Source organism: Leifsonia sp. Leaf264, assembly GCF_001422325.1.
Taxonomy (GTDB): Bacteria; Actinomycetota; Actinomycetes; order Actinomycetales; family Microbacteriaceae; genus Orlajensenia.
The window spans coordinates 269,449-293,506 of the sequence record NZ_LMMR01000001.1 but is presented as its reverse complement, the minus strand read 5'-3'; the positions used below and the strand labels follow the sequence as shown (position 1 = coordinate 293,506).

The window sequence follows — 24,058 nt, the reverse complement described above, 5'->3', positions numbered from 1 at the left end:
GCACCCACGGCGCACCGGTAAACTGGATGCACCATGGCTACATTCGGAACCCTCTCTGATCGGCTCGCCGATACCTTCAAGAACCTCCGCACGAAGGGCAAGCTCTCGGCGGCTGACGTCGACGGCACAGTGCGCGAGATCCGGCGCGCCCTGCTCGACGCCGACGTCGCGCTCGACGTCGTCAAGGAGTTCACCGGCAGGGTGCGCGAGCGGGCCCTCGGCGACGAGGTCAACAAGGCGCTGAACCCGGCCCAGCAGGTCGTGCAGATCGTCAACGAGGAGCTCGTGCAGATCCTCGGTGGCCAGCAGCGCCGCCTCGAGTTCGCGAAGAAGCCGCCGACGGTCATCATGCTCGCCGGCCTCCAGGGTGCCGGTAAGACGACCCTGGCCGGCAAGCTCGCCAAGTGGCTCGTCAAGGACGGCCACACGCCGCTGCTCGTCGCGAGCGACCTCCAGCGCCCCAACGCCGTCACCCAGCTGCAGGTCGTCGGCGAACAGGCCGGGGTCCCGGTCTTCGCGCCCGAGCCGGGCAACGGCGTCGGCAACCCGGTCAAGGTGGCCAAGGACGGCGTCAAGTTCGCCGTGCAGAAGCAGTACGACACCGTCATCGTCGACACCGCCGGTCGCCTCGGCGTGGATGCCGAGCTGATGAAGCAGGCCGGCGACATCCGCAAGGCCATCGATCCCGACGAGGTCCTCTTCGTCATCGACGCCATGATCGGTCAGGATGCCGTCGCCACGGCGAAGGCCTTCCAGGACGGCGTCGACTTCACCGGTGTCGTGCTCTCCAAGCTCGACGGCGATGCGCGCGGTGGAGCTGCGCTCTCGGTCGCCTCGGTCACCGGACGACCCATCATCTTCGCGTCAACGGGTGAGGGCCTCGACGACTTCGAGCCGTTCCACCCCGATCGCATGGCGAGCCGCATCCTCGACCTCGGTGACATCCTCACGCTCATCGAGCAGGCGCAGGGCGCCTTCGACGAGGAGGAGGCCCGCAAGGTCGCCGAGAAGTTCGCGACCGACACCTTCACGCTCGACGACTTCCTCGGCCAGATGCAGCAGCTGCGCAACATGGGCTCCATCAAGAAGATGATGGGCATGCTGCCCGGCGCCGGCGCCATGAAGCAGCAGCTCGACAACTTCGATGAGAAGGAGATCGTGCGCACCGAGGCGATCATCCAGTCGATGACCAAGAAGGAGCGGGTGAACCCCAAGCTCCTGAACGGCTCGCGGCGTCTGCGCATCGCCAAGGGATCCGGAATGACGGTGACCGACGTCAACCAGCTCGTCTCGCGGTTCGAGCAGGCGGCCAAGATGATGAAGACCGTGGCCAAGGGTGGCGTTCCGAACGTTCCCGGCATGGGTCCGATCCCCGGCGCCGGGTTCACGGGAGGCCGCGGCAAGCAGCAGCCCAAGAAGAAGGGCTCGAAGTCGGGCAACCCGGCCAAGCGCGCCGCTGAGAACGCCGCACTCGCTTCGGGAACGAAGCCGGCGACGGATGCCGCGGCATCCGGTGGCAGCGGCTTCGGCCTCGGCGGTGGCACGAAGCCCGCGGCGGCCCCGACGGCCGAGGAGATGGCAGCGCTCACCAAGTTCCTGCGCTGATCGCGCAGGGCCGGGCCCCTTCGCCCGGACCTCATCGTGCGCGCACCGCCCCATAGGCTGGTGTCATGACGACAGATGCCAGAGACCGCTCCGTGCGCATCGGGGTACAGGTGCAGCCACAGCACGCCCACTACGCGAAGATCCGTGACACCGTCTCGGAGCTGGAAGACCTCGGGGTCGACATCCTGTTCAACTGGGATCACTTCTACCCGTTGAACGGCCCGGCCGATGGCGAGCACTACGAGTCGTGGACCATGCTCGCAGCCTGGGCGGAGCAGACCAGTCGCGTCGAGATCGGCGCTCTGGTCAACTGCAACAGCTATCGCAATGCCGACCTGCAGGCCGACATGGCCCGCACCATCGACAACATCAGCGACGGCCGTTTCATCTTCGGCACCGGCGCCGGGTGGTTCGAGCGCGACTACGACGAGTACGGCTACGAGTTCGGCACTCCGGGTACCCGCATCCGTGCCCTGGGCGAGGCGCTTCCGCGCATCGAGGAGCGTTGGACCAAGCTCAACCCGCCTCCGGTCCGCGACATCCCGGTCCTCATCGGCGGCGGGGGAGAGAGGAAGACCCTCCGTATCGTCGCGAAGCACGCCGACATCTGGCACAGCTTCTCCGATCCGGCGACCCTCGAGCACAAGCTCGGCGTCCTCGACGAGCACTGCGCCGCCGTGGGTCGGGACCCGAAGGAGATCGAGGTCTCCATCGAACTTCGCCGCCAGAGCGACGCCGACGTCGAGGCCCTCTACGGCCTGGGAGCACGACTCTTCACTCACGGCATCAGCGGACCCGACTACGACATCGAGCCCGTGCGCCGCTGGCTCGCCTGGCGTGACGCGAAGAACGCCTGACGCGCGATCCCCGAAACCCGAACAACATTCGCTTACAGCTCTGTAAGCTTTCGTAGAGTGTGTAGACATCACGGCGTCGTGCGTCGTGCGAGAAGAAAGTGACAGCCATGACCACGGGCAATGCGGACTACCGCGACTCCGGCCTCGACTTCCCAGCCGACTTCCTGTTCGGCTCCGCGACGGCCTCGTACCAGATCGAGGGCGCTGCGACCGAGGACGGCCGAGGCCCGTCGATCTGGGACGCCTTCAGCCACACCCCGGGCAAGGTCTGGAACGGCGACACCGGAGACGTGGCCGATGACCACTACCACCGCCTCGACGAGGATCTCGACCTCATGAGGGACCTCGGGCTGGAGGCGTACCGCTTCTCGATCGCGTGGCCGCGCATCCAGCCGACAGGGCGCGGCGAGGCGAACGAGGCCGGCCTGGCGTTCTACGAGCGTCTCGTCGACGGCCTGATCAGCCGCGGCATCCGTCCCATCGCGACTCTCTATCACTGGGACCTGCCGCAGGCCCTCGAGGACGAGGGGGGCTGGACGAACCGCGCCACCGCCTACGCCTTCGCCGACTACGCCCGCATCATGGGCGAGCGTCTCGGCGACCGCGTCGAGGTGTGGACGACGCTGAACGAGCCGTGGTGCTCGGCCTACCTCGGGTATGGGTCCGGAGCACACGCTCCCGGCGTCATGGACGGCGCCGCGGCCCTCGCTGCTGTCCACCACCTGAACCTGGCCCACGGCCTCGCCATCAGTGCACTGCAGGAGGTCGTGACCAACGACCCCGGCTTCTCGGTCACGCTGAACCTGCACGTCATCCGTCCTGTCGGCGAGACCGGAGCCGAGGCAGCCCGCCGGATCGACGGCCTCGCCAACAGGGTCTTCCTCGGTCCGATGCTGCACGGTGAGTACCCGGCCGACGTCATCGAGGACACCACGGACGTCACCGACTGGTCCTTTGTGCAGGACGGCGACGCCGCCATCATCAAGCAGCCGATCTCGGTGCTGGGCGTCAACTACTACTCCACCGTGACGGTGCAGATGTGGGACGGCGTGAGCGAGCGGGTGAACGCCGACGGCCACAAGGACATGGGCGGTTCGCCCTGGCCCGGATCGCGCGACGTCGAGTTCCTCGCCCAGCCCGGCCCGTACACCGAGATGGGGTGGAACATCGACCCGTCGGGACTCGAGGAGCTGCTGGTCTCGCTGCACGACGAGTTCCCCGCCCTGCCGCTCATGGTCACCGAGAACGGTGCCGCCTTCGACGACGTCGTGACCCAGGAGGCCGACGGCCCCGCGGTCCACGACATCGACCGCACCGATTATCTGCGCCGGCACTTCACGGCGGCGCACCGCGCCATGCAGCGCGGCGTCGACCTGCGCGGCTACCAGGTGTGGTCGCTCATGGACAACTTCGAATGGGGCTACGGCTACTCCAAGCGTTTCGGCATCGTGCGCGTCGACTACGACACTCTCGAGCGCCTGCCGAAGGACTCCGCGAAGTGGTACTCGGAGCTCATCCGCACCCGCAGCCTGCCCGAGACACCGGCGGCCTACTGAGGTACCGCCTCTGTAGCATGAGCTGATGACGACGAGCGAGACCGCCCGGGGCATCGCGGGAACGACGGATGCCGCTGCCGACGGCGTGACCGACGCCGCGTGGCAGCACGGCTACCCGTACACCGAGAAGATGACGCGGAAGGCCTACGAGAAGCAGAAGAGACACCTGCAGATCGAGCTGCTCAAGCTGCAGGCCTGGGTCAAGGACTCCGAGCAGAAGATCGTCATCGTCTTCGAGGGGCGGGACGCGGCCGGCAAGGGCGGTGCGATCAAGCGGTTCACCGAGCATCTGAACCCGCGCGGAGCCCGCGTCGTCGCCTTGGCGGTGCCGACGGAACGCGAGCGTCGCCAATGGTACTTCCAGCGCTACGTCGAGCACCTCCCGACAGGGGGCGAGATCGTGCTGTTCGACCGCTCCTGGTACAACCGCGCCGGCGTCGAGCACGTGATGGGCTACTGCACGCCCGCCGAATACGACGAGTTCATCCGCTCGGCTCCCGAGCTCGAGCAGATGCTCGTGCGCAGCGGAGTCGTCATCGTGAAGTTCTGGTTCTCGGTCGGCCGCGCCGAACAGCGCGTGCGCTTCGCCTCGCGCGGAGATGACGCCGTCAAGCAGTGGAAGCTCTCGCCGACCGACCTCGCGAGCCTCGACAAGTGGGACGACTACTCGGCGGCGAAGGAGGCCATGTTCGCGGCGACGGACACCCCGCACGCGCCGTGGATCGTCGTGAAGTCCAATGACAAGAAGCGTGCCCGCATCGAGGCCATGCGCTGGGTGCTCTCGCGCTTCGAGTATCCGGGCAAGGACCGCACTGTCGTCGGAGTGCCCGATCCGCTCGTCATCGGCAGTCCGTCGGTCGTCTACGACGAAGGGGAGACCCCGATCTCCCCGCCCGAGGCCGGCTGACGCCGCTCAGACCGGAAGCGGTCGACCGGCGCGCATCTCGCGCACCAGGTGCTCGACGACCTTGGTGAGGTCGCCGTCGGACGCCTTGGCGACGGCCAACTGGCGTTGGTAGCTGCCGCCGGCATCGAGGACCTCGATCACCTGCGCCAGTTCGCGCGCGCAGTCCAGACGATCGGCGATGGGCTGGAGGGCCTCGACGAGCTCGCGCAGGTCGTCCGTCACGAGGCGCTCCCGTCCCGACGCGTCGAGGATGATCTCGGCGTCGAGCCCGTAACGCGCCGCACGCCACTTGTTCTCGCGGGTGTACCAGGGCTGCAGCCAGGCCAGGGTCTCGCCGTTGTCGAGCCGCTCGCTCATCCACTCCACCAGGCACTGGATGAGCGCCGCCAGCGCACCGAGCTCGAGGGTGGTCGGCACCCCGTCGCAGGCGCGGGTCTCGAGGGTTCCCCATTTCGGAGAGGGGCGGATGTCTGTGCGCACCTCGCTGTCGTCGTCGATGACGCCGGTGACGACCATGTCGTCGACGAACCGCTCGTAGGCCGCCCAGTCCTCGAACTGCCAGGGCAGCCCGGCCGTGGGCAACTGCTGGAACATGAGCGCGCGGTTCGAGGCGTAGCCCGTGTCGACGCCGGCCCAGAACGGGCTCGACGCCGAGAGCGCCTGCAGGTGCGGGATGTAGCTGAGCAGGGCGCCGAGGATGGGGATGGCCTTGTCGCGCGATTCGATGCCGACGTGCACGTGCACGCCCCAGATCATCATGTTGCGACCCCAGTACTGCGTGCGGTCGATGAGGCGGTGGTAGCGCTCCTTGTCCGTCACCTGCTGGTCGTACCACTGGCTGAACGGATGCGATCCAGCGCACATGAGATCGGCACCGAAGGGCTCGGCGGCGGCCCGCACCTCATCGACGAGCTCGCCCATCTGGGTCACGGCACCGCCGATGGTGTCGTGCACGCCCGACACGATCTCGACGGTGTTGAGCAGCAACTCCGTCGTGATGTGCGGATGATGCTCCTCGCCCTCGGGACGCACGGCCTCCAGCACCTCGGGCGCCACGCCGGTGAGTTCGCCGCTCGTGCTGTCGACGAGAGCGAGCTCCCACTCGATGCCGACTGTCGAGCGTTCCGATCGGGCGAAACTGATGTGCACGCGTCAGCCGTTCTCTCTTCGGGCCGACCTGTGTGGTGAGCCGCCTGATGGCCATCCTCCCAGTTCCACGCGGCCGACGGGCCAGTGACACTTCGGCCGGCGCCGAACGGTCGGAGGCCTACGCTCGAATCATGTCCAGCAGCAGCCCAGCATCCGTCGGCCGGATTCCGGCGCTCATCCTCTCCGCGATCGCGGGCACGGTGCTGGCGTGGGCCTCGGCCTTCGTCGTGATCCGTGCCGTCGTTCCACACTTCTCGCCGGGCGCCCTCACCCTAGGCCGGCTGCTCATCGGGTCGGTCATCCTCGGCGCGGTCCTGCTGTTGCGACGGGCCTGGGTGCGCCCGTCGGGTCGGGACTGGCTGCTCCTCATCGGCTGCGGCGTCGCGTGGTTCGCCGTCTACAACATCGCCCTCAACGCAGCGGAACTCGAGCTCGACGCCGGCACCACCGCGATGCTGGTGAACGTGGGGCCCATCCTCATCGCCGTGCTCGCCGACACGCTCCTGCGTGAGGGGATCCCGCCGTGGCTCATCGGCGGTGCGGTCGTCTCGCTCGTCGGGGTCGTCCTCATCTCGATCGGAAGCTCCGGGGTGGCGATCGGCAGCGGCTGGGGAGTCGCGCTGTGCCTCATCGCTGCCATCAGCTACGCGATCGGAGTGATCCTGCAGAAGGTCGTGCTGCGCAGGCTCCCGGCACTGCAGGTCACCTGGATCGCCTGCACCGTCGGCGCGGTCGTCTGCCTGCCCTTCGTACGGCAGCTGATCGACGAGGTCCAGCGAGCACCGTCATCGTCCACATGGGGAGTCGTCTACCTCGGCGCCGTGCCGACGGCTCTCGCCTTCACCACGTGGGCCTACGCCCTGAGTCGGATGCCCGCCGGACGCCTCGGCGTGACGACCTACATCGTTCCGCCGCTCACGATCCTGATCGCCTGGTGGTTCCTTGGTGAGGTGCCCGCGCCGCTCCAGGTGGTCGGAGGTGTCGTCTGCCTCATCGGGGTCGCCCTCTCCAGGATCACCAGCCGACGGAAGACCGCGGTGCCCTCATGACCGCGGCCGATGATGTCGCCGCGCGTGCCGCACTCCTCGGCGATCCCACTCGTGCGGCGTTCTGTCTCGCCCTGCTCGACGGTCGCGCGTGGACCGCGGGCGAGCTGGCGCGGGCGGCCGGTGTGAGCGCGTCGACGGCGAGCGAGCACCTCGACAGGCTGGTGCGCGGCGGGCTGCTCGCCGAGGAGCGCCAGGGGCGCCACCGCTACGTGCGACTGGCGGGACCGGATGCCGCCCTCCTGGTGGAGGTGCTCGCCGCCGGCGCACCGAACGCTGCACCGAACGCTGCACCACCAGACTCGTACGCAGCCGTCCGGGCATCAGCCGGCCTCGCCGCTGCGCGTACCTGCTACGACCACCTCGCCGGTCGGCTCGGGGTCGACCTCCTCGATGCGCTCGACCATCGCGACTACGTCAGCCGCGCCGACGGCATCGCCCTGACGGCCCTCGGCGCCGACTGGCTGGAAGCTCTCGGCATCGACGTGGGCGGCATCCGTCGGTCCAGTCGACCCGTCATGCGCCTCTGCCTCGACTGGACCGAGCGTCGATCGCACCTGGCCGGGGGAGTGGGGGCTGCCATCGCGGCCGCCTTCCTCGAGCGCGACTGGATCCGCCGTGCAGACGGACGCGCGATCCGGGTGACGGATGCCGGAAGTACGGCCCTCCAGCGCCAGCTCGGCCTGTCGATCCGCTGAGCATCCCGGGACGATTACCCGTTACGCCGGGAATCTGCAAGAATGGTCAGTCGAGTTCCCTTTCCGCCCGACCCTCTAATCAGGCCTGTGGAACTCCCCTTGAACCTTTGCCGAGTGTGCACCCCACGCTCACGGCTGTCAGTTCGCCCAACCTCATAGAACACACAGGAGAATTGTGGCTGTCAAGATTCGTCTCAAGCGCCTCGGAAAGATCCGCGCACCCTACTACCGCATCGTCGTCGCCGACTCGCGCACCAAGCGCGACGGTCGCGTGATCGAGGAGATCGGCAAGTACCACCCCACCGAGGAGCCCTCGTTCATCGAGGTCGACTCCGAGCGTGCGCAGTACTGGCTCAGCGTCGGCGCCCAGCCGACCGAGCAGGTCGCTGCCATCCTCAAGCTCACCGGCGACTGGGGCACCTTCAAGGGTGACAAGAACGCCACGAGCACCGTCAAGGTGAAGGAGCCCAAGGCTGCCTTCGTCGCCGACGAGAAGAAGAAGCCGGTCCTCAAGCCCAAGGCCGAGAAGCCGGCCGCCAAGGCCGAGGCTCCCGCCGATGAGGCTGCCGAGGCTGCGACGGACGAGCAGGCCTAGTCTTGCTCGCTCCCGCCGTCGAGCACCTGGTCAAGGGGATCGTCGATCACCCTGATGACGTCCAGGTGCTCACCAAGAACACCCCGCGTGGCGAGATCCTCGAGGTTCGCGTGAACCCCGAGGACCTCGGCCGCGTGATCGGTCGTGCCGGTCGCACCGCGAAGGCGGTGCGTACCCTCGTCACCGCCCTCGCGGACGGTCGGCGGGTACGCGTCGACGTCGTCGACACCGACTCGGCGCGGTGAACGCCGACGCGCAGAAGCGCACGCAACTGAGAGTCGGTCGCCTGCTCAAGGCGCACGGACTCAAGGGCGCGATCAAGCTCGAGCTCTACACGGACGCCCCGGAACGACGCTTCGTTCCGGGCGCCGTGTTCAGCCTGCAGGTGCCGCCCGGAACGCCGTGGCACGGCAAGTCGATCGAGCTCATCGAACTCCGCTGGTACAACCAGCACCCCGTCGGGTTCTTCAAGGACGTTCCCGACCGCACGGCGGCAGAGGCTCTCGCCAAGGCCATCCTCTGGGTCGACCAAGACCCGACCGAGCTGACCGGGGAAGAGGACGCCTGGTACGACCACCAGCTCGTCGGCCTCGACGTCGTCCGCGACGGCGTGAAGGTGGGCCTCGTCGCCCGCATCGACCACCTGCCCGCACAGGACCTCATCATCGTGAAGACGGCATCGGGCGAGGTCATGGTGCCGTTCGTGTCGGCCATCGTCCCGTCCGTCGACCTCACGACCGGCGTCGTCACCGTCACCCCTCCGATCGGCCTGTTCGAGGAGATCCCCGACGACGAGGATGACGTGCAGGCAGCGGATGCCGCCGCCGACGCCGAGGAGTCCGATGTGACTCCGCCTGTCGCCGAACCCGAGAACTGACCGTCGTCGTCGGCGCCTGCCGCGACACGCTCGGCTCGTAGACTCGTTCCCATGCGCGTCGACATCGTCACGATCTTCCCGGACTTCTTCGGGGTGCTCGACATCTCGCTGCTGGGCAAGGCCCGCGGCACCGGACTGCTCGACCTGCGCGTGCACGACCTGCGCGACTTCACCCACGACAGGCATCGCACGGTCGACGACACGCCCTACGGCGGCGGAGCCGGCATGGTGATGAAGCCGGAGCCCTGGGGCGAGGCCATCGACGCGATCCTGGGATCGACGGATGCCGCCGACCCGCTGCTCATAGTGCCGTCGCCGGCCGGCACCCCGTTCGTGCAGGCGACGGCGCGCGAGCTCGCCGTCGAGCAGCACATCATCTTCGCCTGCGGTCGCTACGAGGGCATCGACCAGCGCGTCGTCGACCACTACGCCGAACGGATGCGCGTCGAACTGGTCAGCCTCGGCGACTACGTCCTGAACGGCGGCGAGGTGGCCGTCATGGCCATGGTGGAGGCCGTCGGCCGACTCATCCCCGGCGTCGTCGGCAATCCGGAGAGCCTCGTCGAGGAGTCCCACGAGGGCTCCCTGCTGGAGTACCCCAGCTACACGAAGCCGTCGGCCTGGCGCGGACTCGACGTGCCGCCGGTGCTGCTCAGCGGCAACCACGGCGCCATCGAGCGCTGGCGGCACGAGCAGCGGGTCGAACGCACGCGGCGGGTGCGTCCGGACCTGCTCCCGCCGGCCTGACTCTTCGCGGCCGACTGCGGCATCCGACATCATTCATCAACGCGAAACACGCAGGTGCCGTCCGCGAAACACGCCCTGAATAGTTTCGAGACAAGGCAAGTGCGCGTCTCTCGCGCACGCGGCAGTCTCGGGGTGAGAGCGTGGGGGAGTCCGTTGCGCGAGTGGAAGACGAGTCCACTGTTGGCACGGTCGAGACGCTGGTGCTCCTCGCCATCACCCACGGAGCGCCGTCGCTGGCCAACCGGGCCGGGATCATGCAGCTCGTCGATGCGGTGGCCGAGGCGCTGCCGGGACACGACGTCAGCATCGCGTTCCTGGACGTCAAGCACACCGACCTCGCGGAGGCTCTCGCTGGCTTCGTGACGGGCGAGCACGCCGTCATCCTGCCGCTGGTGCTGTCGGCGGGCTTCCACATGCGCACGGGCATAGCCAAGGGCCTCGAGAGGCTCGAGCGCATCGGCGCGGAACTCGCCGACGAACTCGGTCCCGACGACCGCCTGGTGCAGGTGCTGGCCGAGCGCATCGAGGCTTCCGGGCTCACCGCCGCGGACTCCGTGGTGCTGGCCGCAGCCGGCTCCAGCGACGCGCGCGCCGTGCGGGAGTGCTTCGAGACCGGGAGGCGCCTCGCCGTCAGGCTCGGCCGTCCCGTCACCGTCGGATTCATCGCCGCCGCCATGCCGCGCCTGCACGACGCCATCGACATGGTGCGCGACGTCCATCCGGGAACTCGCGTCGTCGTCGGCACCTACCTGCTCGCGCCGGGCAGCTTCTACGACGCCGCGCTCAACGCCGGAGGCGACGTGGTCGCGGCTCCGCTCCTGCTGCCCGATCGCCGGGCCCCGGGTGAGCTCATCGACCTCGTGCTGGATCGCTACCGGGGTGCGACCGCCCGCTGAGGGCTCAGCCGCGCGCCGTCAGGACGACGGGCCCGGCCTCGGTGATCGCCACGGTGTGCTCCATGTGGGCGCCCCGTGAGCCGTCGGCGCTGCGCAGGGTCCATCCGTCGGGGTCCGTGAAGATCTTGTCCGTGGTGTGCAGGAACCACGGCTCGATGGCGATGACGAGTCCCGGCTTGAGCGGAAGCCCGCGCCCGCCGCGGCCGTTGTTGGGAATGTGCGGGTCGCCGTGCATGGTGCGTCCGACGCCGTGTCCGCCGAAGTCGGTGTTGATCGAGAGGCCGTCGGCGTGGGCGACCGCCGCGATGGCCGCCGAGATGTCGCCCAGACGGCCTCCGGGCTGGGCTGCCGCGATGCCGGCGTCCAGCGCCCGGGTCGTGGTGTCGATCAGGCGCAGGTCCTCGTCGCGCGGGGTTCCGACGACCACCGAGATGGCCGAGTCGGTGACCCATCCGTCAACGGATGCGGCGAAATCGAGGCTCAGCAGGTCGCCGTCGCGCAGCACGTAGTCGCGGGGGAGTCCGTGCAGCACGGCGTCGTTCACCGAGGTGCACAGCACCTTGCCGAACGGGCTCGCGCCGAACGAGGGGTGGTAGTCGATGTAGCACGACTCGGCTCCGGCCTTGCGGATCATGTCGTGGGCGAGTCTGTCGAGTGCGAGGAGGTTCACCCCGACCCTGGCCGCCGCGGCGGTCGCCTCCAGGACGCTCGCGACGAAAAGGCCGGCGGGACGCATCTCGTCGATCTCGGTGGGGGTCCGCAGTTCGATCATGGGTCCATTCTTCCCTGTCCGTCAGCCCGCAGCGAACTGTCCTCCTCTTCTCAGCCTGCGAACCGTAGGCTGTTGCCGTGATCCTGCGTCGCGCCTTCTACTACGCCCTCTTCCCAGCGGCCTTCGTGCTGCCGGCCTGGATGCTGATCGGCTGGGGAATCTTCGGACACGGCGGGTGGGGTTTCCTCGGCCTCGTGATCGCCTGTCCCATCGTCTTCATCGCCCTCGTCGTGATCGCGGCCCTTCTCGCCGCGCGTCCGGCCGTCCGGCGGGACCGTGCGCTCTCCTGGCGCGACGTCGGCGTTCTCACGGTGCTCTGGGGATGCATCATCGGCTTCGGCTTCTTCGGGGACACCACCTCCCTGTTCGCCGTCCTCGGAGCACTGGCAGCCATCAGCGCGTTCTGGATGGCGCTGTGGGAGCTCTTCACCGACGGTGCGCGGGTGATGCGCGAGACCATGGAGACCTTCGAGCAGCAGGCCGGCCCGCCGCCGGTCCAAGGCGGTCACTACACGGCGACCCGGTCGTCCAGGGACGGCGATGACGGCGAGGTCATCATCATCCACGAATCGCGCGACTGACCCTGCGCCCGGGAAGGACCCGAGAGGCGGCTGCGCTTTGCCGCCGCGTTTTGCCCTGACCGGGGCATCCGTGGCAGAATAGGAGATTGTGCCGCAGCACATGCTCTGCCTCCGGGGAGCCGGCGCTGCTTTCGCAGCCAACGCGGCGCACTTCCATTCTTCAATCAACTAGTCCGTGTTCGACCGGTGGCGGGCACAGAGAGCGAATCAGCATGCATATCCTCGACGCCGTCGATGCGGCCAATCTCCGCACCGACATCCCCGCGTTCCGCGCCGGCGACACCGTGAAGGTGCACGTCAACATCATCGAGGGCAGCCGCTCGCGAGTCCAGGTCTTCCAGGGCGTCGTCATCCGCCTCTCCGGCGAGGGCATCCGCGAGACCTTCACGGTCCGCAAGGTGAGCTTCCAGGTCGGCGTCGAGCGCATCTTCCCGCTGCACTCCCCGGTCATCGACCACATCGAGGTCGTCACCCGCGGTGACGTGCGCCGCGCGAAGCTCTACTACCTGCGCGACCTGCGCGGCAAGAAGGCCAAGATCAAGGAGAAGCGCGACAACCACTAGTCGCCGCTGAACTTCTCTGAGCTCCTCGCCCCGTACAATCGGGTGGGGAGCTCAGACAGTTAAATGACAGATGAAGACACGGTGCTCGTGAGCACGGAAGACCAGCCAGTCGAACAGCGTCCGCGTCGGAAGAATCGCGGTGCGCTGCTCTTCGTGCGCGACCTGCTCATCATCTTCCTGGCCGCCATCCTCATCTCCTTCCTGGTGAAGACCTTCCTCATCAGGTCGTTCTTCATCCCGTCGGAATCGATGCGCGAGACCCTGCAGGTTCACGACCGCATCATCGTGAACGAGCTCGTGCCCGACCTGGTGCCGATCGAGCGCGGCGACGTCGTGGTCTTCAAGGATCCGGGCGGATGGCTCATGCCGACGCCCGCGATCGAGCAGAACCCCATCGCCGCCGGCTTCGACTGGCTGCTCTCCCTCGTCGGCCTCTCGGCGCCCGACAGCAACGACCACCTCATCAAGCGCGTCATCGGCCTGCCCGGTGACCATGTCACCTGCTGCAACGCCCTCGGCCAGATGAGCGTGAACGACGTCCCCCTCGATGAGCCGTACATCGTCATCCCCGAGGGCGAGAGCCGGGCGTCGAAGGACGACTTCGACACGACGGTTCCGGCCGGCTCGCTCTGGGTGATGGGCGACAACCGCTACAACTCGAAGGACTCGCGCTACAACGGCGCCACCCCTGGCAAGGGCTACGTGCCGATCGACAACGTCGTCGGCCGAGCGTTCGTGGTCAGCTGGCCCGTGGAGCACTGGGCGTGGCTCGGCGACTACCCCGAGGTCTTCGGCGCCGTACCCGACCCCGCAGGCGGAGAATGAGCCCCGTCGCAGATCCGACGCTCGAGTTCGAACTCGAGCTGTTCGACTCCGGCCACGGCTACGTGATCGGATGCGACGAGGTCGGCCGGGGAGCCATTGCCGGCCCCGTCGCCGTCGGCATGGCCGTCATCGGACGTGCCACCATCGCGGTTCCGGAGGGGCTGCGCGACTCGAAGATGCTGAGCGAGAAGCGTCGAGAGGTTCTCGCCCCCGTCGCCTCGGCCTGGGTGCTGCATTCCGCGGTCGGTCTCGCCTCGGCCGACGAGGTCGACTCGATCGGGATCATTCCGGCCCTCGGTCTCGCCGGCAAGCGCGCCCTGGGCCTGCTGCACGCCTCGGGCGTCGCCATCCTCGACAGCGCGATCCTGCTCGACGGCAGCCACGACTGGCTGAGCCCGGCCCTCGCGACGCCGCTGCCGGTGGTCACGAGGGTGAAGGCCGACCGCGACTGCGGGTCGGTGGCTGCGGCATCCGTCATCGCCAAAGTGCACCGCGACCGGCTCATGATCGAGGCGCACGAGACGACCCCCGCCTACGGCTGGGTGGGTAACAAAGGCTACGGATCCGCCGGCCATTACGCGGCGATAGACGAGCACGGCCCATCGGCGTTGCATCGACTCAGCTGGCTGAAGAGCACCGCCGTCCCGGCGTAGGATTGGAGCACCATGGACGAGGATGAATTCGACGACTACGACCGCGAGGTCGAACTGGCGCTCTACCGCGAATACCGCGACATCGTCACGCAGTTCAAGTTCGTCGTCGAGACCGAACGCCGCTTCTACCTCGCCAACGAGGTCGACCTGGTTCGTCGCGACACCGAGCACGACTTCTACTTCGAGCTGAACATGAAAGATGTCTGGGTGTGGGACGTCTACCGCTCGGACCGCTTCGTGAAGTCTGTACGCGTGCTCACCTTCAAGGACGTCAACGTCGAGGAACTCGCCGCCAAGGAGTTCGAGCTTCCGAAGGAACTCGCGCTCGACGAGTAGTGTCGCCCTATGGCAACGGCTCCGCGCGAAACCCTGATCATCCTCGGAGCGGGCGGCGACCTGACCTCGCGACTGCTGCTGCCGGGCCTCGCCTCATTGCTGGCCTCGTCCCGTGGCACTCGCATGGCGCTCATCGGGGTCGATCGCGAGCCGATGACGGATGCGGCCTGGCGGAAGCGCGTGCGCTCGGCCTTCACCGCCGCCCCGTCGGAGGCCGGCGACTCCGTAGCCTCGTCGAGTCACTACCTGCAGGGGGACGCGACGTCGGCTGAGGACCTGCAACGGGCCATCGACGCCGCCGAGGGACGCATCGTGCTCTACTTCGCGGTGCCCCCGGCGATCGCGGCGGCCGCGTGCGCCGCCCTCGCATCCGTCACCCTGCCGCCCGGACTCGTCCTGGCATTGGAGAAGCCGTTCGGGACCGACCTCACCAGCGCGCGTTCCCTGAACCGATTGCTCCAGACCCTGGTGCCCGAGGAGCAGGTGTTCCGGGTCGACCACTTCCTCGGCAAGTCGACCGTGCTCGGCGTGCTCGGACTGCGCTTCGCCAACCGTCTCTTCGAACCGCTGATGTCGGCCGAGCACATCGAACGGGTCGAGGTCGTCTTCGAGGAGAGGCTCGGCCTGGAGGGGCGTGCCGGCTACTACGACCACGCCGGGGCGTTGACCGACATGATCCAGAGCCACCTGCTGCTGGTGCTCGCGCTCGTGGCCATGGAGGTCCCCTCCGACCTCAGCTCCGAGGTGCTGCGTGGCGACATGGTGCAACTGCTGCGTGCTGTGCGACCGTGGAAGCACGACGGCACGCAGAGCCGACGCGCCCGCTACACGGCCGGCGACGTCGACGGCCGATCGCTCCCGTCCTACCTGCAGGAGCCCGGCGTGGATCGCACCCGCGCGACCGAGACCCTCGCGGAGATGGCCGTGGCCGTCGACAACTGGCGCTGGGCCGGGGTTCCGTTCATCCTGCGGTCGGGCAAGGCCATCGGCAGCCCGCGGCAGGAGGTCATCATCACCCTCAAGCCGGTCCCGCACCTGCCGAACGGCTTCACCGGGCCCACCCGCGACGCTCGCATCCGGATCGGGCTGAACCCGCCGGTGCTCGACATGGACCTCGCGGTCAACGGGGGAGCGGACCCGTTCAAGCTGGAGTGGGAGACCCTCTCCGCCGAGTTCGAGGCGAGCGAGCTGAGCGCATACGGCGAGGTGCTGGCCGAACTGCTGGAGGGCGACCCGACGCTGTCGGTGCGCGGCGACGTCGCCGAACAGTGCTGGCGCATCGTGGCTCCCGTGCTCGCAGCCTGGCGCCGGGACGCCGTCGAACTCGATACCTACCAGGCGGGCTCGGCGAACCCCCGCGGATGGAGCCAGCCGCTCGCCTGAGCGGGCCCGCTGGCTTCGGTACACGTCGCCTCCGGTCGATTTCCTCATCGGCCCTCCTCCCCACCGCATCCACCCTCCGATCCCGACGCACGGATGCGCCGCCACCCACCTGCGCTCGAGAGCGTCGAGCCAGAGTCGTCTCCATGGGCGACAGGATCGAACTCGGACGACGCGGCGAGCAGCTCGCCGCCGACTATCTGACCGCACGCGGCTACCGCGTCATCGGGCGCAACTGGCGGTGTCGCGACGGCGAGATCGACGTGATCGCCGAGCACGGCGGCGAGACCGTGTTCGTCGAGGTCAAGACCCGCTCGAGCACCGACTTCGGGCATCCGTTCGAGGCCATCACCCTCGGCAAGATGGCACGGATGCGGCGGCTCGCTGCGGCGTGGTGCGAGGCGACGGACTCCGGAACCCGCCGCCGCATCCGCATCGACGCCATCGCGATCATCGCGCCTCGCGACGGCAGTCCGAGCATCGAGCACCTGCAGCGGCTGTCATGAAGCTCGGCCGCACCAGTTCCGTCGCCCTCGTCGGAATGACCGGCACCATCGTCGACGTCGAGGCGAACATCTCGAGCCAGCTTCCCGGACTCGTCATCATCGGACTCCCAGACACGGCGCTGTCGCAGGCGAGTCATCGCGTGCGTGCGGCGGCGAGCAACTCCGGGATGCCGCTCTCCGCCCACCACATCACGGTGAACCTGTCTCCGGCCTCGTTGCCGAAGCACGGCTGCGCGTTCGACCTGGCCGTCGCGCTCGCGTGTCTGGCCGCGGCCGGCGGCATCGAGCAGGAGTCGCTCGAGCGCGTCGTGCACCTCGGTGAGCTCGCTCTCGACGGGCGCCTGCGGCCGATCGCGGGGGTGCTGCCGGCTGTGGCCGCTGCCCGCGCGGCCGGCCGCACGCGGGTCATGGTGCCGACAGCCTGCGTCGACGAGGCCGAGCTCGTGCCCGGGATGCAGGTGATCGGCGTCGCGAGCCTGCGTGACGCGGCCATCTGGCATGGTGGTCGGTTCGACCCTCTGCCCGTCGATGCGATCCCGGGACCGACGGCGCCGCGGCACCAGGACGACGACCTGGGCGACCTCGCCGACGTGATCGGCCAGGACGCCGCCGTCATGGCGCTGCAGGTGGCAGCGGCCGGAGGACACCATCTCCTCATGCTCGGCCCACCAGGCGCCGGCAAGACCATGCTCGCCGGGCGACTGGTCGGCATCCTCCCCGACCTCGACGACGACGCCGCACTGGAGGTGAGCGCCGTGCGATCCCTCGGCGGCGCCCTGCCCGTCGGCGCCGGACTCTCCCGACGGCCGCCCATCGAGGCTCCGCATCACACGGCGACGGCAGCGGCGATGGTCGGTGGCGGCAGCGGCATCATCAAGCCCGGAGCCGCCGTACGGGCTGCCCACGGCGTCCTGTTCCTCGATGAGGCGCCGGAGTTCCCCGCAGCGGTACTCGATGCGCTGCGGCAACCACTCGAGTCCGGTCGCATCACCATCCACCGCGCGAACTCCGTCGCGGCGTTCCCCGCCCGCTTCCAGCTGGTGCTTGCGGCCAATCCCTGCCCGTGCGGACTGTTCGGTGTCGCCCGCGAGTCGTGCACCTGTCCGCCCAACGTGCGGCGGCGTTATCTGGCGAGGCTCTCCGGCCCGCTGCTCGATCGCATCGACATCCACTTCCGCGTCGATCGTGTGAGCGCCGCCCAACTGCGGCTTTCCCCCGACACGACGCGCGTCACCACGTCGCAGGCTCGGGAGCGCATAGTGCAGGCCCGATCGGCCGCAGCGGACCGCCTGGCCGGAACCCCCTGGCGACTCAACGCCGAGGTTCCCGGGCGTTGGTTGCGCAGCGCCGGCATCCGTCCCGCGTCGTCCGACCTCGCCGCACTCGACCGTGCACTCGAGCGCGGCGTCATCACCATGCGGGGCTACGACCGCATTCTGCGCGTCGCCTGGTCGATCGCCGACCTGGACGGCGCATCAGTGCCCACAGCCGATCACCTCGGCCAAGCCATCTTCCTGAGGAAGGGATCAGCCTGATGACCCGTTTCGGCATCGACGACCGGGAGATCACCCGACTCATCGCGCGCGTGCGCACCGACGACCCTCCCCATCAGAATGCTGCCGACCTCGCCTTCGCTCGTGCCACCTGGTCGCTGTTGGCCGAACCGGGCGATCGGGCGGCCGGCATGCTGATAACCGCCCTCGGGGCGGATGAAGCGCTCGAGGCTCTCATTCGCGACGAGGGCCCGGCAACTCTCGCCGCTCTCGTCGACCCTGACGGCGACGCCGATCGACCGCGCCTGCAGCGGGAACTCGACGACGGATGCCACCGCTGGCGTCCACGACTTCGCTCGGGCGACGTCGTGCACGCGCTCGAGGCAGCCACGGGCACGGGAACACGACTCCTGCAGCCCGACGACCCCGACTGGCCCGACGGCGTGGACGACCTCGGTCTCCACGCGCCGATTGTGCTCTGGGTGCGCGGAGCGGACGACGCCCTGCGCGGCCTGGCGCGCTCCATCGCCCTCGTCGGCGCACGAGCGGCCACGCTCTACGGCGAGCAGATCGCCACGGACTCAGCCGCCGGCCTCGCCGATCGCGGGCTGACGATCGTGTCGGGGGCGGCATACGGCATCGACGGCATGGCCCACAGATCAGCGCTCGCGAGTGGAGGCCTCACCGTCGCCTTCCTCGCCGGCGGCGTCGACCGCTTCTACCCCGCCGGACACGACGACCTCCTCTCCCGCATCGCCGCGGTCGGCGCCGTCATCTCGGAGCTGCCCTGCGGATCGCAACCGACCAAGTGGCGCTTCCTGCAACGGAACCGACTCATCGCAGCCGCCAGTCAGGCCACGGTGGTGCTCGAGGCCGGGTGGCGGTCGGGATCGCTCAACACGGCGGGACACGCCGCCGCCCTCGGCCGACCGCTCGGAGCCGTACCCGGGCCGATCACCAGCGTCACCAGCGCCGGCTGCCACCGACTCATCCGCGACTATGACGCCATCTGCGTCACGAGCGTCGAGGAGATGCTCGAACTGCATCCCGGCGGTGCGCAGGCGGCGTCCGGAACCGCTCCGTCGGGCGGGCCCGACGGGTCTGGAGCAGACCCGACGAGCGATGAGCTGCGGGTTCTCGATGCCCTCAGCAGCCGCAGTGCGCGCGACGTCGCTGAGATCGCACGGCGGTCCGGGCTCGCGGTCACGACCGTGGTCGGGGTGCTCGGCGCGCTCGACCTCGAAGATCGCGCTCGGCAGCGCGGCGCCGGATGGATCCGCGGCGGGTGATCCCTGCCGGCCACGGTGAGCCGCTCCCGGCAGCGTCGGCCGTGCGCCCTATCGTGGAGAGCAGGAACCACGGAAGGCGAACACATGACCGAGGCAGCCCTGCCCCCGCAGTTCGGGCAGTACCCGGCACCGGGTCATGTCATCGCCCATCTCAGCGACACCCACTTCCTCTCCGACGGACCGCTCTACGGCACCGTCGACACCGACACCGGTCTCGCCGCGGCATTGCAGCGCCTGGAGGCATCCGGCATCCGTCTCGACGCGTTCGTGTTCACCGGCGACATCACCGATCGCGGCGAAGCGGCCGCGTACGAGCGCGTGCGCTCGGTCGTCGGGCCCGTCGCCGAGCGGATCGGCGCCGAGATCGTCTGGGTGATGGGCAACCATGACGAACGGATGCCGTTCCGCGCTGCACTGCGGCCCGGCGGCGTGCATGCGTCCGACCCTGTCGCCCCAGTCGATTCCGTCACGACGGTGCGGGGCCTGCGCATCATCGCCCTCGACACCAGCGTCCCCGGCTACCACCACGGAGCCATCGACGATGCGCAGCTGGAATGGCTCGCGGAGGTGCTCGCGGAGCCCGCCGAGCACGGCTCCCTGCTCGCTCTGCACCACCCGCCGATCCCGACGCCCATCGGCGCCATGCAGATCCTCGAGCTCGAGCGGCAGGACCGTCTCGCCGCCGTCGTCGCCGGAAGCGACATCCGCGCGATCCTCGGCGGACACCTGCACTACGCCTCCACCAGCCTGTTCGCCGGCATTCCGGTATCGGTCGCTGCGGCCACCTGCTACACGATGGACCTCGCCGCTCCCGTCGACGAGCTCGTCGGCGCCGATGCCGGCCAGTCCCTCAACCTGGTGCACGTCTACGGCGACCGCGTCGTGCACTCCGTCGTCCCACTGACCTCCGGACGCGTGGTCACCCGCTTCGGTGCCGACTTCACGGCCGCCATGAGCGAACTCGATGCAGCGGGGCGTCGTGACGCCTTCTCCCGGCAGCGTCCGGCCGATGTCTGAGACACGCGATGTCTGAGACACCCGATGTCGACGGCGGCCCCGGGGCGGGTCCTGCCGTCGATGGCCGACGCGACCTCCCGAGCGAACTCGACGGTGCTCTGGATGACTACACCCGCCACCTCCGCATCGAACGCGGCTTCTCGCTGCACACTGTGCGCGCCTATCGCACCGACCTCGCCGAGCTGATCGACTTCGCCGAGGTGCACGGCGTGACGACCCTCGAAGGCATCACCCTGCCGCTTCTGCGCGACTGGCTCTGGGCCGGCACCGAGCGAGGTCTCGCCCGCTCCACGATCGCCCGACATGCGGCATCCGCCCGGGGATTCACGGCGTGGCTCGCACGCACCGGGGAGCTCCCCGACGACCCCGGCTCGCGCCTGCGTTCACCGAAACCGCTCCGCAGCCTTCCTCGCGTGATCACCCGAGGCCAGATGGACGGAATGATCGGCGCCCTCGTCGACGGAGCCGCGGGGGGAGACCCCATCGCGCGTCGGGATCTCGCCATCGTCGAGTTGCTCTACGCGTCGGCGTTGCGAGTCTCGGAGATCGTCGGACTCGACGTCGACGACGTCGATCTCGACAGGCTCACGGTGCGCGTCACGGGAAAGGGCGGGAAGCAGCGCGTCGTGCCCTTCGGGGTCCCGGCGCAGAACGCCGTCGTCGACTACCTGCGGCTGGGTCGCGCAACCCTGCTCGGCCGTGCCACGGGGGCCGCGACCAGCGCCGCCGCCCTCTTCCTCGGCGCACGAGGCGCGCGCGCCGGCACTCGCAGCGTGTACAGGCTGGTGGCCGGCTTACTCGTGGACCTGCCCGGGGGAGGCCCGTCGGGGCCTCACGCCCTCCGGCACACCGCTGCCACCCACCTGCTCGACGGCGGCGCCGACCTCCGTGCCGTGCAGGAGATGCTCGGACACGCCAGCCTCGGCACGACGCAGATCTACACTCACGTGTCGACCGAGAGGCTGCGCGAGAGCTATCGCACAGCGCATCCGCGAGCCTGACACTCAGCGCCCCAGCGGCAGCAGCACGGCGCGGGGCAGTCCGGTGATGTAGGCCAGCGGCGAGATGTACTCGCCATGCACGCGCACGCCCAGGTGGAGGCATCCGTCGCCGCAGTGACCGCCTGAGGCGGCGGTGCCGATGACCTGTCCGCGTTCCACCTGATCACCCTCGCCGACCGACGCCAGCACGGGCTCGAGACTCACCAGTACGCCGTCACCGTATGCCAGCGTGATGAGCGGCCGATCGACGACCACGCCGACGAAGGAGACGACGGCGTCGGTGGGGGCGAGCACGGCGGTTCCGGATGCCGTGGCCAGGTCGATCCCGCGATGTCCGGCGCTGTATCGGGTCGCAGGCGCCACGAACTCCGCGACGATCTCGACGGGTGGCGTCAGCGGCCATCGCCAGTCGCCTCGTGGAGCGGGATCCTCGGACGCGGCCGGCGCTGCAGCGAGGCCGATCGGCGCCAGAAGGGCGATCAGCACGAGGAGGCGAATGCGTCGCGCGGACCGGGGACCCATGCCTCCAGCATCCATTCGACGAGGCACCGGGAACTGCCGCAACCGCACGCCGTGGGAGGAGGCCGAGAGTGCGGTCGCTGTGGGGGAGTTGCGCGCCCGTGAACTGCTAGACTGATCCGAGCAGCGCCTTCGAGCGCTGACTACGCGTGCCGTATCGGCCGACACACCCACTCAGTCTGCACCTCTCGCGAGGGGCAGCGGGCGTGCGCCGGGCACCAGGGCGTCCGATCATCCGATCGGAGGCATAACTGAGAAGAAGGAGTACGGCCATGGCCGTCGTCACCATTCGCCAGCTGCTCGACAGCGGCGTTCACTTCGGGCACCAGACCCGCCGTTGGAACCCGAAGATGAAGCGATTCATCCTCGCCGAGCGCTCGGGCAGCCACATCATCGACCTCCAGCAGTCGCTTGCCTTCATCGACAAGACCTACGACTACGTGAAGGAGACCGTCGCTCACGGCGGCACCATCCTCTTCGTCGGAACGAAGAAGCAGGCTCAGGGATCCATCGCCGAGCAGGCGCTCCGCGTGGGCCAGCCCTACGTCAACCAGCGCTGGCTCGGTGGACTCCTCACCAACTTCCAGACGGTCTCCAAGCGCCTCGCTCGCATGAAGGAGCTCGAGGAGGTCGACTTCGACGACACGAGCCGTGGATACACCAAGAAGGAACTGCTCATCCAGAAGCGCGAGCTCATCAAGCTTCAGAAGAGCCTCGGTGGAATCCGCAACCTCACGAAGACGCCGTCGGCGATCTGGATCGTCGACACCAAGAAGGAGCACCTCGCGATCGACGAGGCGCACAAGCTGGGCATCCCCGTCATCGCCATCCTCGACACCAACTGCGACCCGGACGACGTCCAGTACCCGATCCCGGGCAACGATGACGCCATCCGCTCCGTCGCACTGCTGACCCGCATCGTCGCCGATGCTGCGGCAGAGGGACTCGTCCAGCGTCACCAGAAGCCGGAAGAGGGCCAGGAGCCTGCTGAGCCGCTGGCCGAGTGGGAGGCCGAGCTTCTCCAGGCCGGCACCGAGAGCACCCCGGAGCAGGCTTCGGCCGAGACCGAAAAGGTCGCCGACGCTGCTGAGGCCGACATCGCCGTCGAGGTCGCAGACGCCGAGACGCCCCTCGAGGTCGTCGAGGCCGAGGCTCCCGTCGAGGCACCGGTCGAGGCTGCTGCAGCTTCCGCCGACGCCAAGTAATCCCGTACACGAAAGAGAAGCTCTATGGCTAACTTCAACATCGCCGACCTGAAGGCGCTGCGCGAGCAGCTCGGCACCGGCATGAGTGACACGAAGAACGCATTGGTCGAGGCCGACGGCGACGTCGAGAAGGCGACCGAGATCCTTCGCCTCAAGGGTGCGAAGGGCAACGCGAAGCGTGCAGACCGCTCCACCTCGGAGGGCCTGGTCGCCGCCGTCGAGAACGGCAATGGAACCGCCACGCTGATCGAGCTCGCCTGCGAGACCGACTTCGTCGCCAAGGGCGACAAGTTCGTCGCGCTGTCCGAGAAGGTCCTCGCGGCTGTCGCCGCTGCCGGCGCCGCCACCGTCGAGGAGGGCCTCGCAGCCCCCGCCGCCGGTGGTACCGTGGCCGACCTCATCGACGGCGAAGCCGCCATCCTCGGCGAGAAGATCGAGCTGCGTCGTGTCGCTCTGGTCTCCGGCGAGAACTTCGCGGTGTACCTGCACAAGACGTCGAAGGACCTGCCCCCGCAGGTCGGCGTCGTCGTCGGCTACTCCGGTGCCGACGCCGAGACCGCTCGGTCGATCGCGCAGCACATCTCGTTCGCGAACCCCGAGTACCTCACCCGTGAGGATGTCCCGGCTGACGCCGTGGACAAGGAGCGCGCCATCGTCGAGCAGATCTCCCGCGAGGAGGGCAAGCCCGAGGCCGCCCTCCCGAAGATCATCGAGGGTCGCGTCGGCGCCTACTTCAAGCAGGTCGCCCTGCTCGAGCAGGACTACGCGAAGGACAACAAGCTGTCCGTCGCCAAGGTCGTCTCGGACGCAGGCCTCACGATCTCGGGCTTCGCCCGTTTCAAGGTCGGCGCGTAACACGCACGGTGAAAGGAGCTCGGATCGTCAGCGATCCGGGCTCCTTTTTCTCTGCCATCACGCGAACGGTGGCACGCCCCGCAGCCGGGGCACAGTAGGTTGAATACAGTCGACGAAAAGGATGCGTCCA

The 24,058-nt window shown here is 68.7% G+C and carries 27 protein-coding genes; 24 read left to right on the top strand and 3 right to left on the bottom strand.

What is annotated here, in order from left to right:
- Window positions 1-33: 33 nt before the first annotated feature.
- From ffh to ppk2, 4 genes are all read left to right on the top strand, one after another.
- Window positions 34-1,605, top strand: a complete 1,572-nt coding sequence (gene ffh / locus ASF30_RS01415) for a signal recognition particle protein (protein WP_055900467.1) — start codon at window positions 34-36, stop codon at window positions 1,603-1,605.
- Window positions 1,606-1,670: 65 nt separating this feature from the next.
- Complete coding sequence (locus ASF30_RS01410; RefSeq protein WP_055900465.1) at window positions 1,671-2,462, top strand: LLM class F420-dependent oxidoreductase; 792 nt, start codon at window positions 1,671-1,673, stop codon at window positions 2,460-2,462.
- 107 nt (window positions 2,463-2,569) lie between these two features.
- The gene (locus ASF30_RS01405; protein WP_055900462.1) at window positions 2,570-4,018 is read left to right on the top strand and encodes a GH1 family beta-glucosidase; all 1,449 of its coding nucleotides are present in this window, start codon (window positions 2,570-2,572) and stop codon (window positions 4,016-4,018) included.
- A 25-nt stretch (window positions 4,019-4,043) separates the two neighbouring features.
- On the top strand, window positions 4,044-4,925 hold the full coding sequence (ppk2, locus tag ASF30_RS01400) for a polyphosphate kinase 2 (protein ID WP_082467370.1): 882 nt from the start codon (window positions 4,044-4,046) through the stop codon (window positions 4,923-4,925).
- Between the two features lie 6 nt (window positions 4,926-4,931).
- On the opposite strand, the gene ASF30_RS01395 is transcribed toward ppk2, so the two are convergent.
- Window positions 4,932-6,074 (bottom strand): glutamate--cysteine ligase, encoded by a 1,143-nt coding sequence (locus tag ASF30_RS01395; protein WP_055900459.1) that lies wholly within the window; start codon window positions 6,072-6,074, stop codon window positions 4,932-4,934.
- A gap of 131 nt (window positions 6,075-6,205) precedes the next feature.
- Between ASF30_RS01395 and ASF30_RS01390 the strand changes: the two genes are divergently transcribed.
- The 7 genes from ASF30_RS01390 to ASF30_RS01360 all read left to right on the top strand — a co-directional run bounded on the left by ASF30_RS01390 (window position 6,206) and on the right by ASF30_RS01360 (window position 10,933).
- The gene (locus ASF30_RS01390; protein WP_055900456.1) at window positions 6,206-7,123 is read left to right on the top strand and encodes a DMT family transporter; all 918 of its coding nucleotides are present in this window, start codon (window positions 6,206-6,208) and stop codon (window positions 7,121-7,123) included.
- Complete coding sequence (locus ASF30_RS01385) at window positions 7,120-7,818, top strand: ArsR/SmtB family transcription factor (protein WP_055900453.1); 699 nt, start codon at window positions 7,120-7,122, stop codon at window positions 7,816-7,818. Before ASF30_RS01390 ends, ASF30_RS01385 begins: the two co-directional genes overlap by 4 nt.
- 175 nt (window positions 7,819-7,993) lie before the next feature.
- Complete coding sequence (gene rpsP / locus ASF30_RS01380) at window positions 7,994-8,413, top strand: 30S ribosomal protein S16 (RefSeq protein WP_055819242.1); 420 nt, start codon at window positions 7,994-7,996, stop codon at window positions 8,411-8,413.
- A gap of 2 nt (window positions 8,414-8,415) precedes the next feature.
- Entirely contained in the window at window positions 8,416-8,658 is a 243-nt protein-coding gene (locus ASF30_RS01375) for an RNA-binding protein (protein ID WP_055819239.1), read from the top strand.
- On the top strand, window positions 8,655-9,290 hold the full coding sequence (rimM, locus tag ASF30_RS01370; RefSeq protein ID WP_055900450.1) for a ribosome maturation factor RimM: 636 nt from the start codon (window positions 8,655-8,657) through the stop codon (window positions 9,288-9,290). Before ASF30_RS01375 ends, rimM begins: the two co-directional genes overlap by 4 nt.
- Before the next feature lie 51 nt (window positions 9,291-9,341).
- On the top strand, window positions 9,342-10,037 hold the full coding sequence (trmD, locus tag ASF30_RS01365) for a tRNA (guanosine(37)-N1)-methyltransferase TrmD (RefSeq protein ID WP_055900447.1): 696 nt from the start codon (window positions 9,342-9,344) through the stop codon (window positions 10,035-10,037).
- A gap of 161 nt (window positions 10,038-10,198) precedes the next feature.
- On the top strand, window positions 10,199-10,933 hold the full coding sequence (locus ASF30_RS01360) for a sirohydrochlorin chelatase (protein ID WP_055900442.1): 735 nt from the start codon (window positions 10,199-10,201) through the stop codon (window positions 10,931-10,933).
- A 4-nt stretch (window positions 10,934-10,937) separates the two neighbouring features.
- Here the strand turns inward: ASF30_RS01360 and map are convergent, their stop codons facing one another.
- Window positions 10,938-11,705: a type I methionyl aminopeptidase gene (map, locus tag ASF30_RS01355; RefSeq protein WP_055900440.1), complete on the bottom strand. Its 768-nt coding sequence runs from the start codon at window positions 11,703-11,705 to the stop codon at window positions 10,938-10,940.
- 77 nt (window positions 11,706-11,782) lie between these two features.
- Here map and ASF30_RS01350 point away from each other — a divergent pair, with 77 nt between their 5' ends.
- The 11 genes from ASF30_RS01350 to ASF30_RS01300 all read left to right on the top strand — a co-directional run bounded on the left by ASF30_RS01350 (window position 11,783) and on the right by ASF30_RS01300 (window position 21,349).
- Window positions 11,783-12,286 carry a hypothetical protein gene (locus ASF30_RS01350; RefSeq protein ID WP_055900437.1) on the top strand — a complete coding sequence of 168 codons (504 nt, stop codon included), beginning with the start codon at window positions 11,783-11,785 and terminating at the stop codon, window positions 12,284-12,286.
- Window positions 12,287-12,498: 212 nt separating this feature from the next.
- Window positions 12,499-12,849, top strand: coding sequence for a 50S ribosomal protein L19 (rplS, locus tag ASF30_RS01345; protein ID WP_055819197.1), 351 nt, complete (start codon window positions 12,499-12,501; stop codon window positions 12,847-12,849).
- 63 nt (window positions 12,850-12,912) lie between these two features.
- On the top strand, window positions 12,913-13,674 hold the full coding sequence (gene lepB / locus ASF30_RS01340; protein ID WP_082467369.1) for a signal peptidase I: 762 nt from the start codon (window positions 12,913-12,915) through the stop codon (window positions 13,672-13,674).
- Window positions 13,671-14,327, top strand: coding sequence for a ribonuclease HII (locus tag ASF30_RS01335; protein WP_055900431.1), 657 nt, complete (start codon window positions 13,671-13,673; stop codon window positions 14,325-14,327). Before lepB ends, ASF30_RS01335 begins: the two co-directional genes overlap by 4 nt.
- Before the next feature lie 12 nt (window positions 14,328-14,339).
- The gene (locus ASF30_RS01330; RefSeq protein ID WP_055819192.1) at window positions 14,340-14,663 is read left to right on the top strand and encodes a DUF2469 family protein; all 324 of its coding nucleotides are present in this window, start codon (window positions 14,340-14,342) and stop codon (window positions 14,661-14,663) included.
- A 9-nt stretch (window positions 14,664-14,672) separates the two neighbouring features.
- Complete coding sequence (locus tag ASF30_RS01325; protein WP_055900428.1) at window positions 14,673-16,046, top strand: glucose-6-phosphate dehydrogenase; 1,374 nt, start codon at window positions 14,673-14,675, stop codon at window positions 16,044-16,046.
- Between the two features lie 143 nt (window positions 16,047-16,189).
- Window positions 16,190-16,549: a YraN family protein gene (locus tag ASF30_RS01320; protein WP_055900425.1), complete on the top strand. Its 360-nt coding sequence runs from the start codon at window positions 16,190-16,192 to the stop codon at window positions 16,547-16,549.
- Window positions 16,546-18,084, top strand: coding sequence for a YifB family Mg chelatase-like AAA ATPase (locus ASF30_RS01315; RefSeq protein WP_055900422.1), 1,539 nt, complete (start codon window positions 16,546-16,548; stop codon window positions 18,082-18,084). Before ASF30_RS01320 ends, ASF30_RS01315 begins: the two co-directional genes overlap by 4 nt.
- Window positions 18,084-19,331: a DNA-processing protein DprA gene (gene dprA / locus ASF30_RS01310; protein WP_055900419.1), complete on the top strand. Its 1,248-nt coding sequence runs from the start codon at window positions 18,084-18,086 to the stop codon at window positions 19,329-19,331. The genes ASF30_RS01315 and dprA overlap by 1 nt, the downstream gene beginning before the upstream one ends.
- A gap of 84 nt (window positions 19,332-19,415) precedes the next feature.
- A complete protein-coding gene (locus tag ASF30_RS01305) occupies window positions 19,416-20,348 on the top strand; it encodes a metallophosphoesterase (protein WP_055900416.1) in 933 nt (310 codons plus the stop codon).
- Window positions 20,349-20,356: 8 nt separating this feature from the next.
- Window positions 20,357-21,349: a tyrosine recombinase XerC gene (locus ASF30_RS01300; RefSeq protein ID WP_082467368.1), complete on the top strand. Its 993-nt coding sequence runs from the start codon at window positions 20,357-20,359 to the stop codon at window positions 21,347-21,349.
- 3 nt (window positions 21,350-21,352) lie between these two features.
- Here the strand turns inward: ASF30_RS01300 and ASF30_RS01295 are convergent, their stop codons facing one another.
- Entirely contained in the window at window positions 21,353-21,871 is a 519-nt protein-coding gene (locus tag ASF30_RS01295) for a murein hydrolase activator EnvC family protein (protein ID WP_055900413.1), read from the bottom strand.
- A gap of 269 nt (window positions 21,872-22,140) precedes the next feature.
- Between ASF30_RS01295 and rpsB the strand changes: the two genes are divergently transcribed.
- On the top strand, window positions 22,141-23,073 hold the full coding sequence (rpsB, locus tag ASF30_RS01290; protein ID WP_055900410.1) for a 30S ribosomal protein S2: 933 nt from the start codon (window positions 22,141-22,143) through the stop codon (window positions 23,071-23,073).
- Between the two features lie 24 nt (window positions 23,074-23,097).
- Entirely contained in the window at window positions 23,098-23,928 is an 831-nt protein-coding gene (gene tsf, locus ASF30_RS01285; RefSeq protein ID WP_055900407.1) for a translation elongation factor Ts, read from the top strand.
- The last annotated feature ends 130 nt before the right edge of the window (window positions 23,929-24,058 follow it).

Bases quoted from the DNA above. Each gene is read 5' to 3' on its own strand.
- ffh (WP_055900467.1), top strand. From the start codon at position 34: ATGGCTACATTCGGAACCCTCTCTGATCGGCTCGCCGATACCTTCAAG.
- ASF30_RS01410 (WP_055900465.1), top strand. From the start codon at position 1,671: ATGACGACAGATGCCAGAGACCGCTCCGTGCGCATCGGGGTACAGGTG.
- ASF30_RS01405 (WP_055900462.1), top strand. From the start codon at position 2,570: ATGACCACGGGCAATGCGGACTACCGCGACTCCGGCCTCGACTTCCCA.
- ppk2 (WP_082467370.1), top strand. From the start codon at position 4,044: ATGACGACGAGCGAGACCGCCCGGGGCATCGCGGGAACGACGGATGCC.
- ASF30_RS01390 (WP_055900456.1), top strand. From the start codon at position 6,206: ATGTCCAGCAGCAGCCCAGCATCCGTCGGCCGGATTCCGGCGCTCATC.
- ASF30_RS01385 (WP_055900453.1), top strand. From the start codon at position 7,120: ATGACCGCGGCCGATGATGTCGCCGCGCGTGCCGCACTCCTCGGCGAT.
- trmD (WP_055900447.1), top strand. From the start codon at position 9,342: ATGCGCGTCGACATCGTCACGATCTTCCCGGACTTCTTCGGGGTGCTC.
- map (WP_055900440.1), bottom strand. From the start codon at position 11,705: ATGATCGAACTGCGGACCCCCACCGAGATCGACGAGATGCGTCCCGCC.
- rplS (WP_055819197.1), top strand. From the start codon at position 12,499: ATGCATATCCTCGACGCCGTCGATGCGGCCAATCTCCGCACCGACATC.
- lepB (WP_082467369.1), top strand. From the start codon at position 12,913: ATGACAGATGAAGACACGGTGCTCGTGAGCACGGAAGACCAGCCAGTC.
- ASF30_RS01335 (WP_055900431.1), top strand. From the start codon at position 13,671: ATGAGCCCCGTCGCAGATCCGACGCTCGAGTTCGAACTCGAGCTGTTC.
- ASF30_RS01330 (WP_055819192.1), top strand. From the start codon at position 14,340: ATGGACGAGGATGAATTCGACGACTACGACCGCGAGGTCGAACTGGCG.
- ASF30_RS01325 (WP_055900428.1), top strand. From the start codon at position 14,673: ATGGCAACGGCTCCGCGCGAAACCCTGATCATCCTCGGAGCGGGCGGC.
- ASF30_RS01320 (WP_055900425.1), top strand. From the start codon at position 16,190: ATGGGCGACAGGATCGAACTCGGACGACGCGGCGAGCAGCTCGCCGCC.
- ASF30_RS01315 (WP_055900422.1), top strand. From the start codon at position 16,546: ATGAAGCTCGGCCGCACCAGTTCCGTCGCCCTCGTCGGAATGACCGGC.
- dprA (WP_055900419.1), top strand. From the start codon at position 18,084: ATGACCCGTTTCGGCATCGACGACCGGGAGATCACCCGACTCATCGCG.
- ASF30_RS01305 (WP_055900416.1), top strand. From the start codon at position 19,416: ATGACCGAGGCAGCCCTGCCCCCGCAGTTCGGGCAGTACCCGGCACCG.
- ASF30_RS01300 (WP_082467368.1), top strand. From the start codon at position 20,357: ATGTCTGAGACACCCGATGTCGACGGCGGCCCCGGGGCGGGTCCTGCC.
- ASF30_RS01295 (WP_055900413.1), bottom strand. From the start codon at position 21,871: ATGGGTCCCCGGTCCGCGCGACGCATTCGCCTCCTCGTGCTGATCGCC.
- rpsB (WP_055900410.1), top strand. From the start codon at position 22,141: ATGGCCGTCGTCACCATTCGCCAGCTGCTCGACAGCGGCGTTCACTTC.
- tsf (WP_055900407.1), top strand. From the start codon at position 23,098: ATGGCTAACTTCAACATCGCCGACCTGAAGGCGCTGCGCGAGCAGCTC.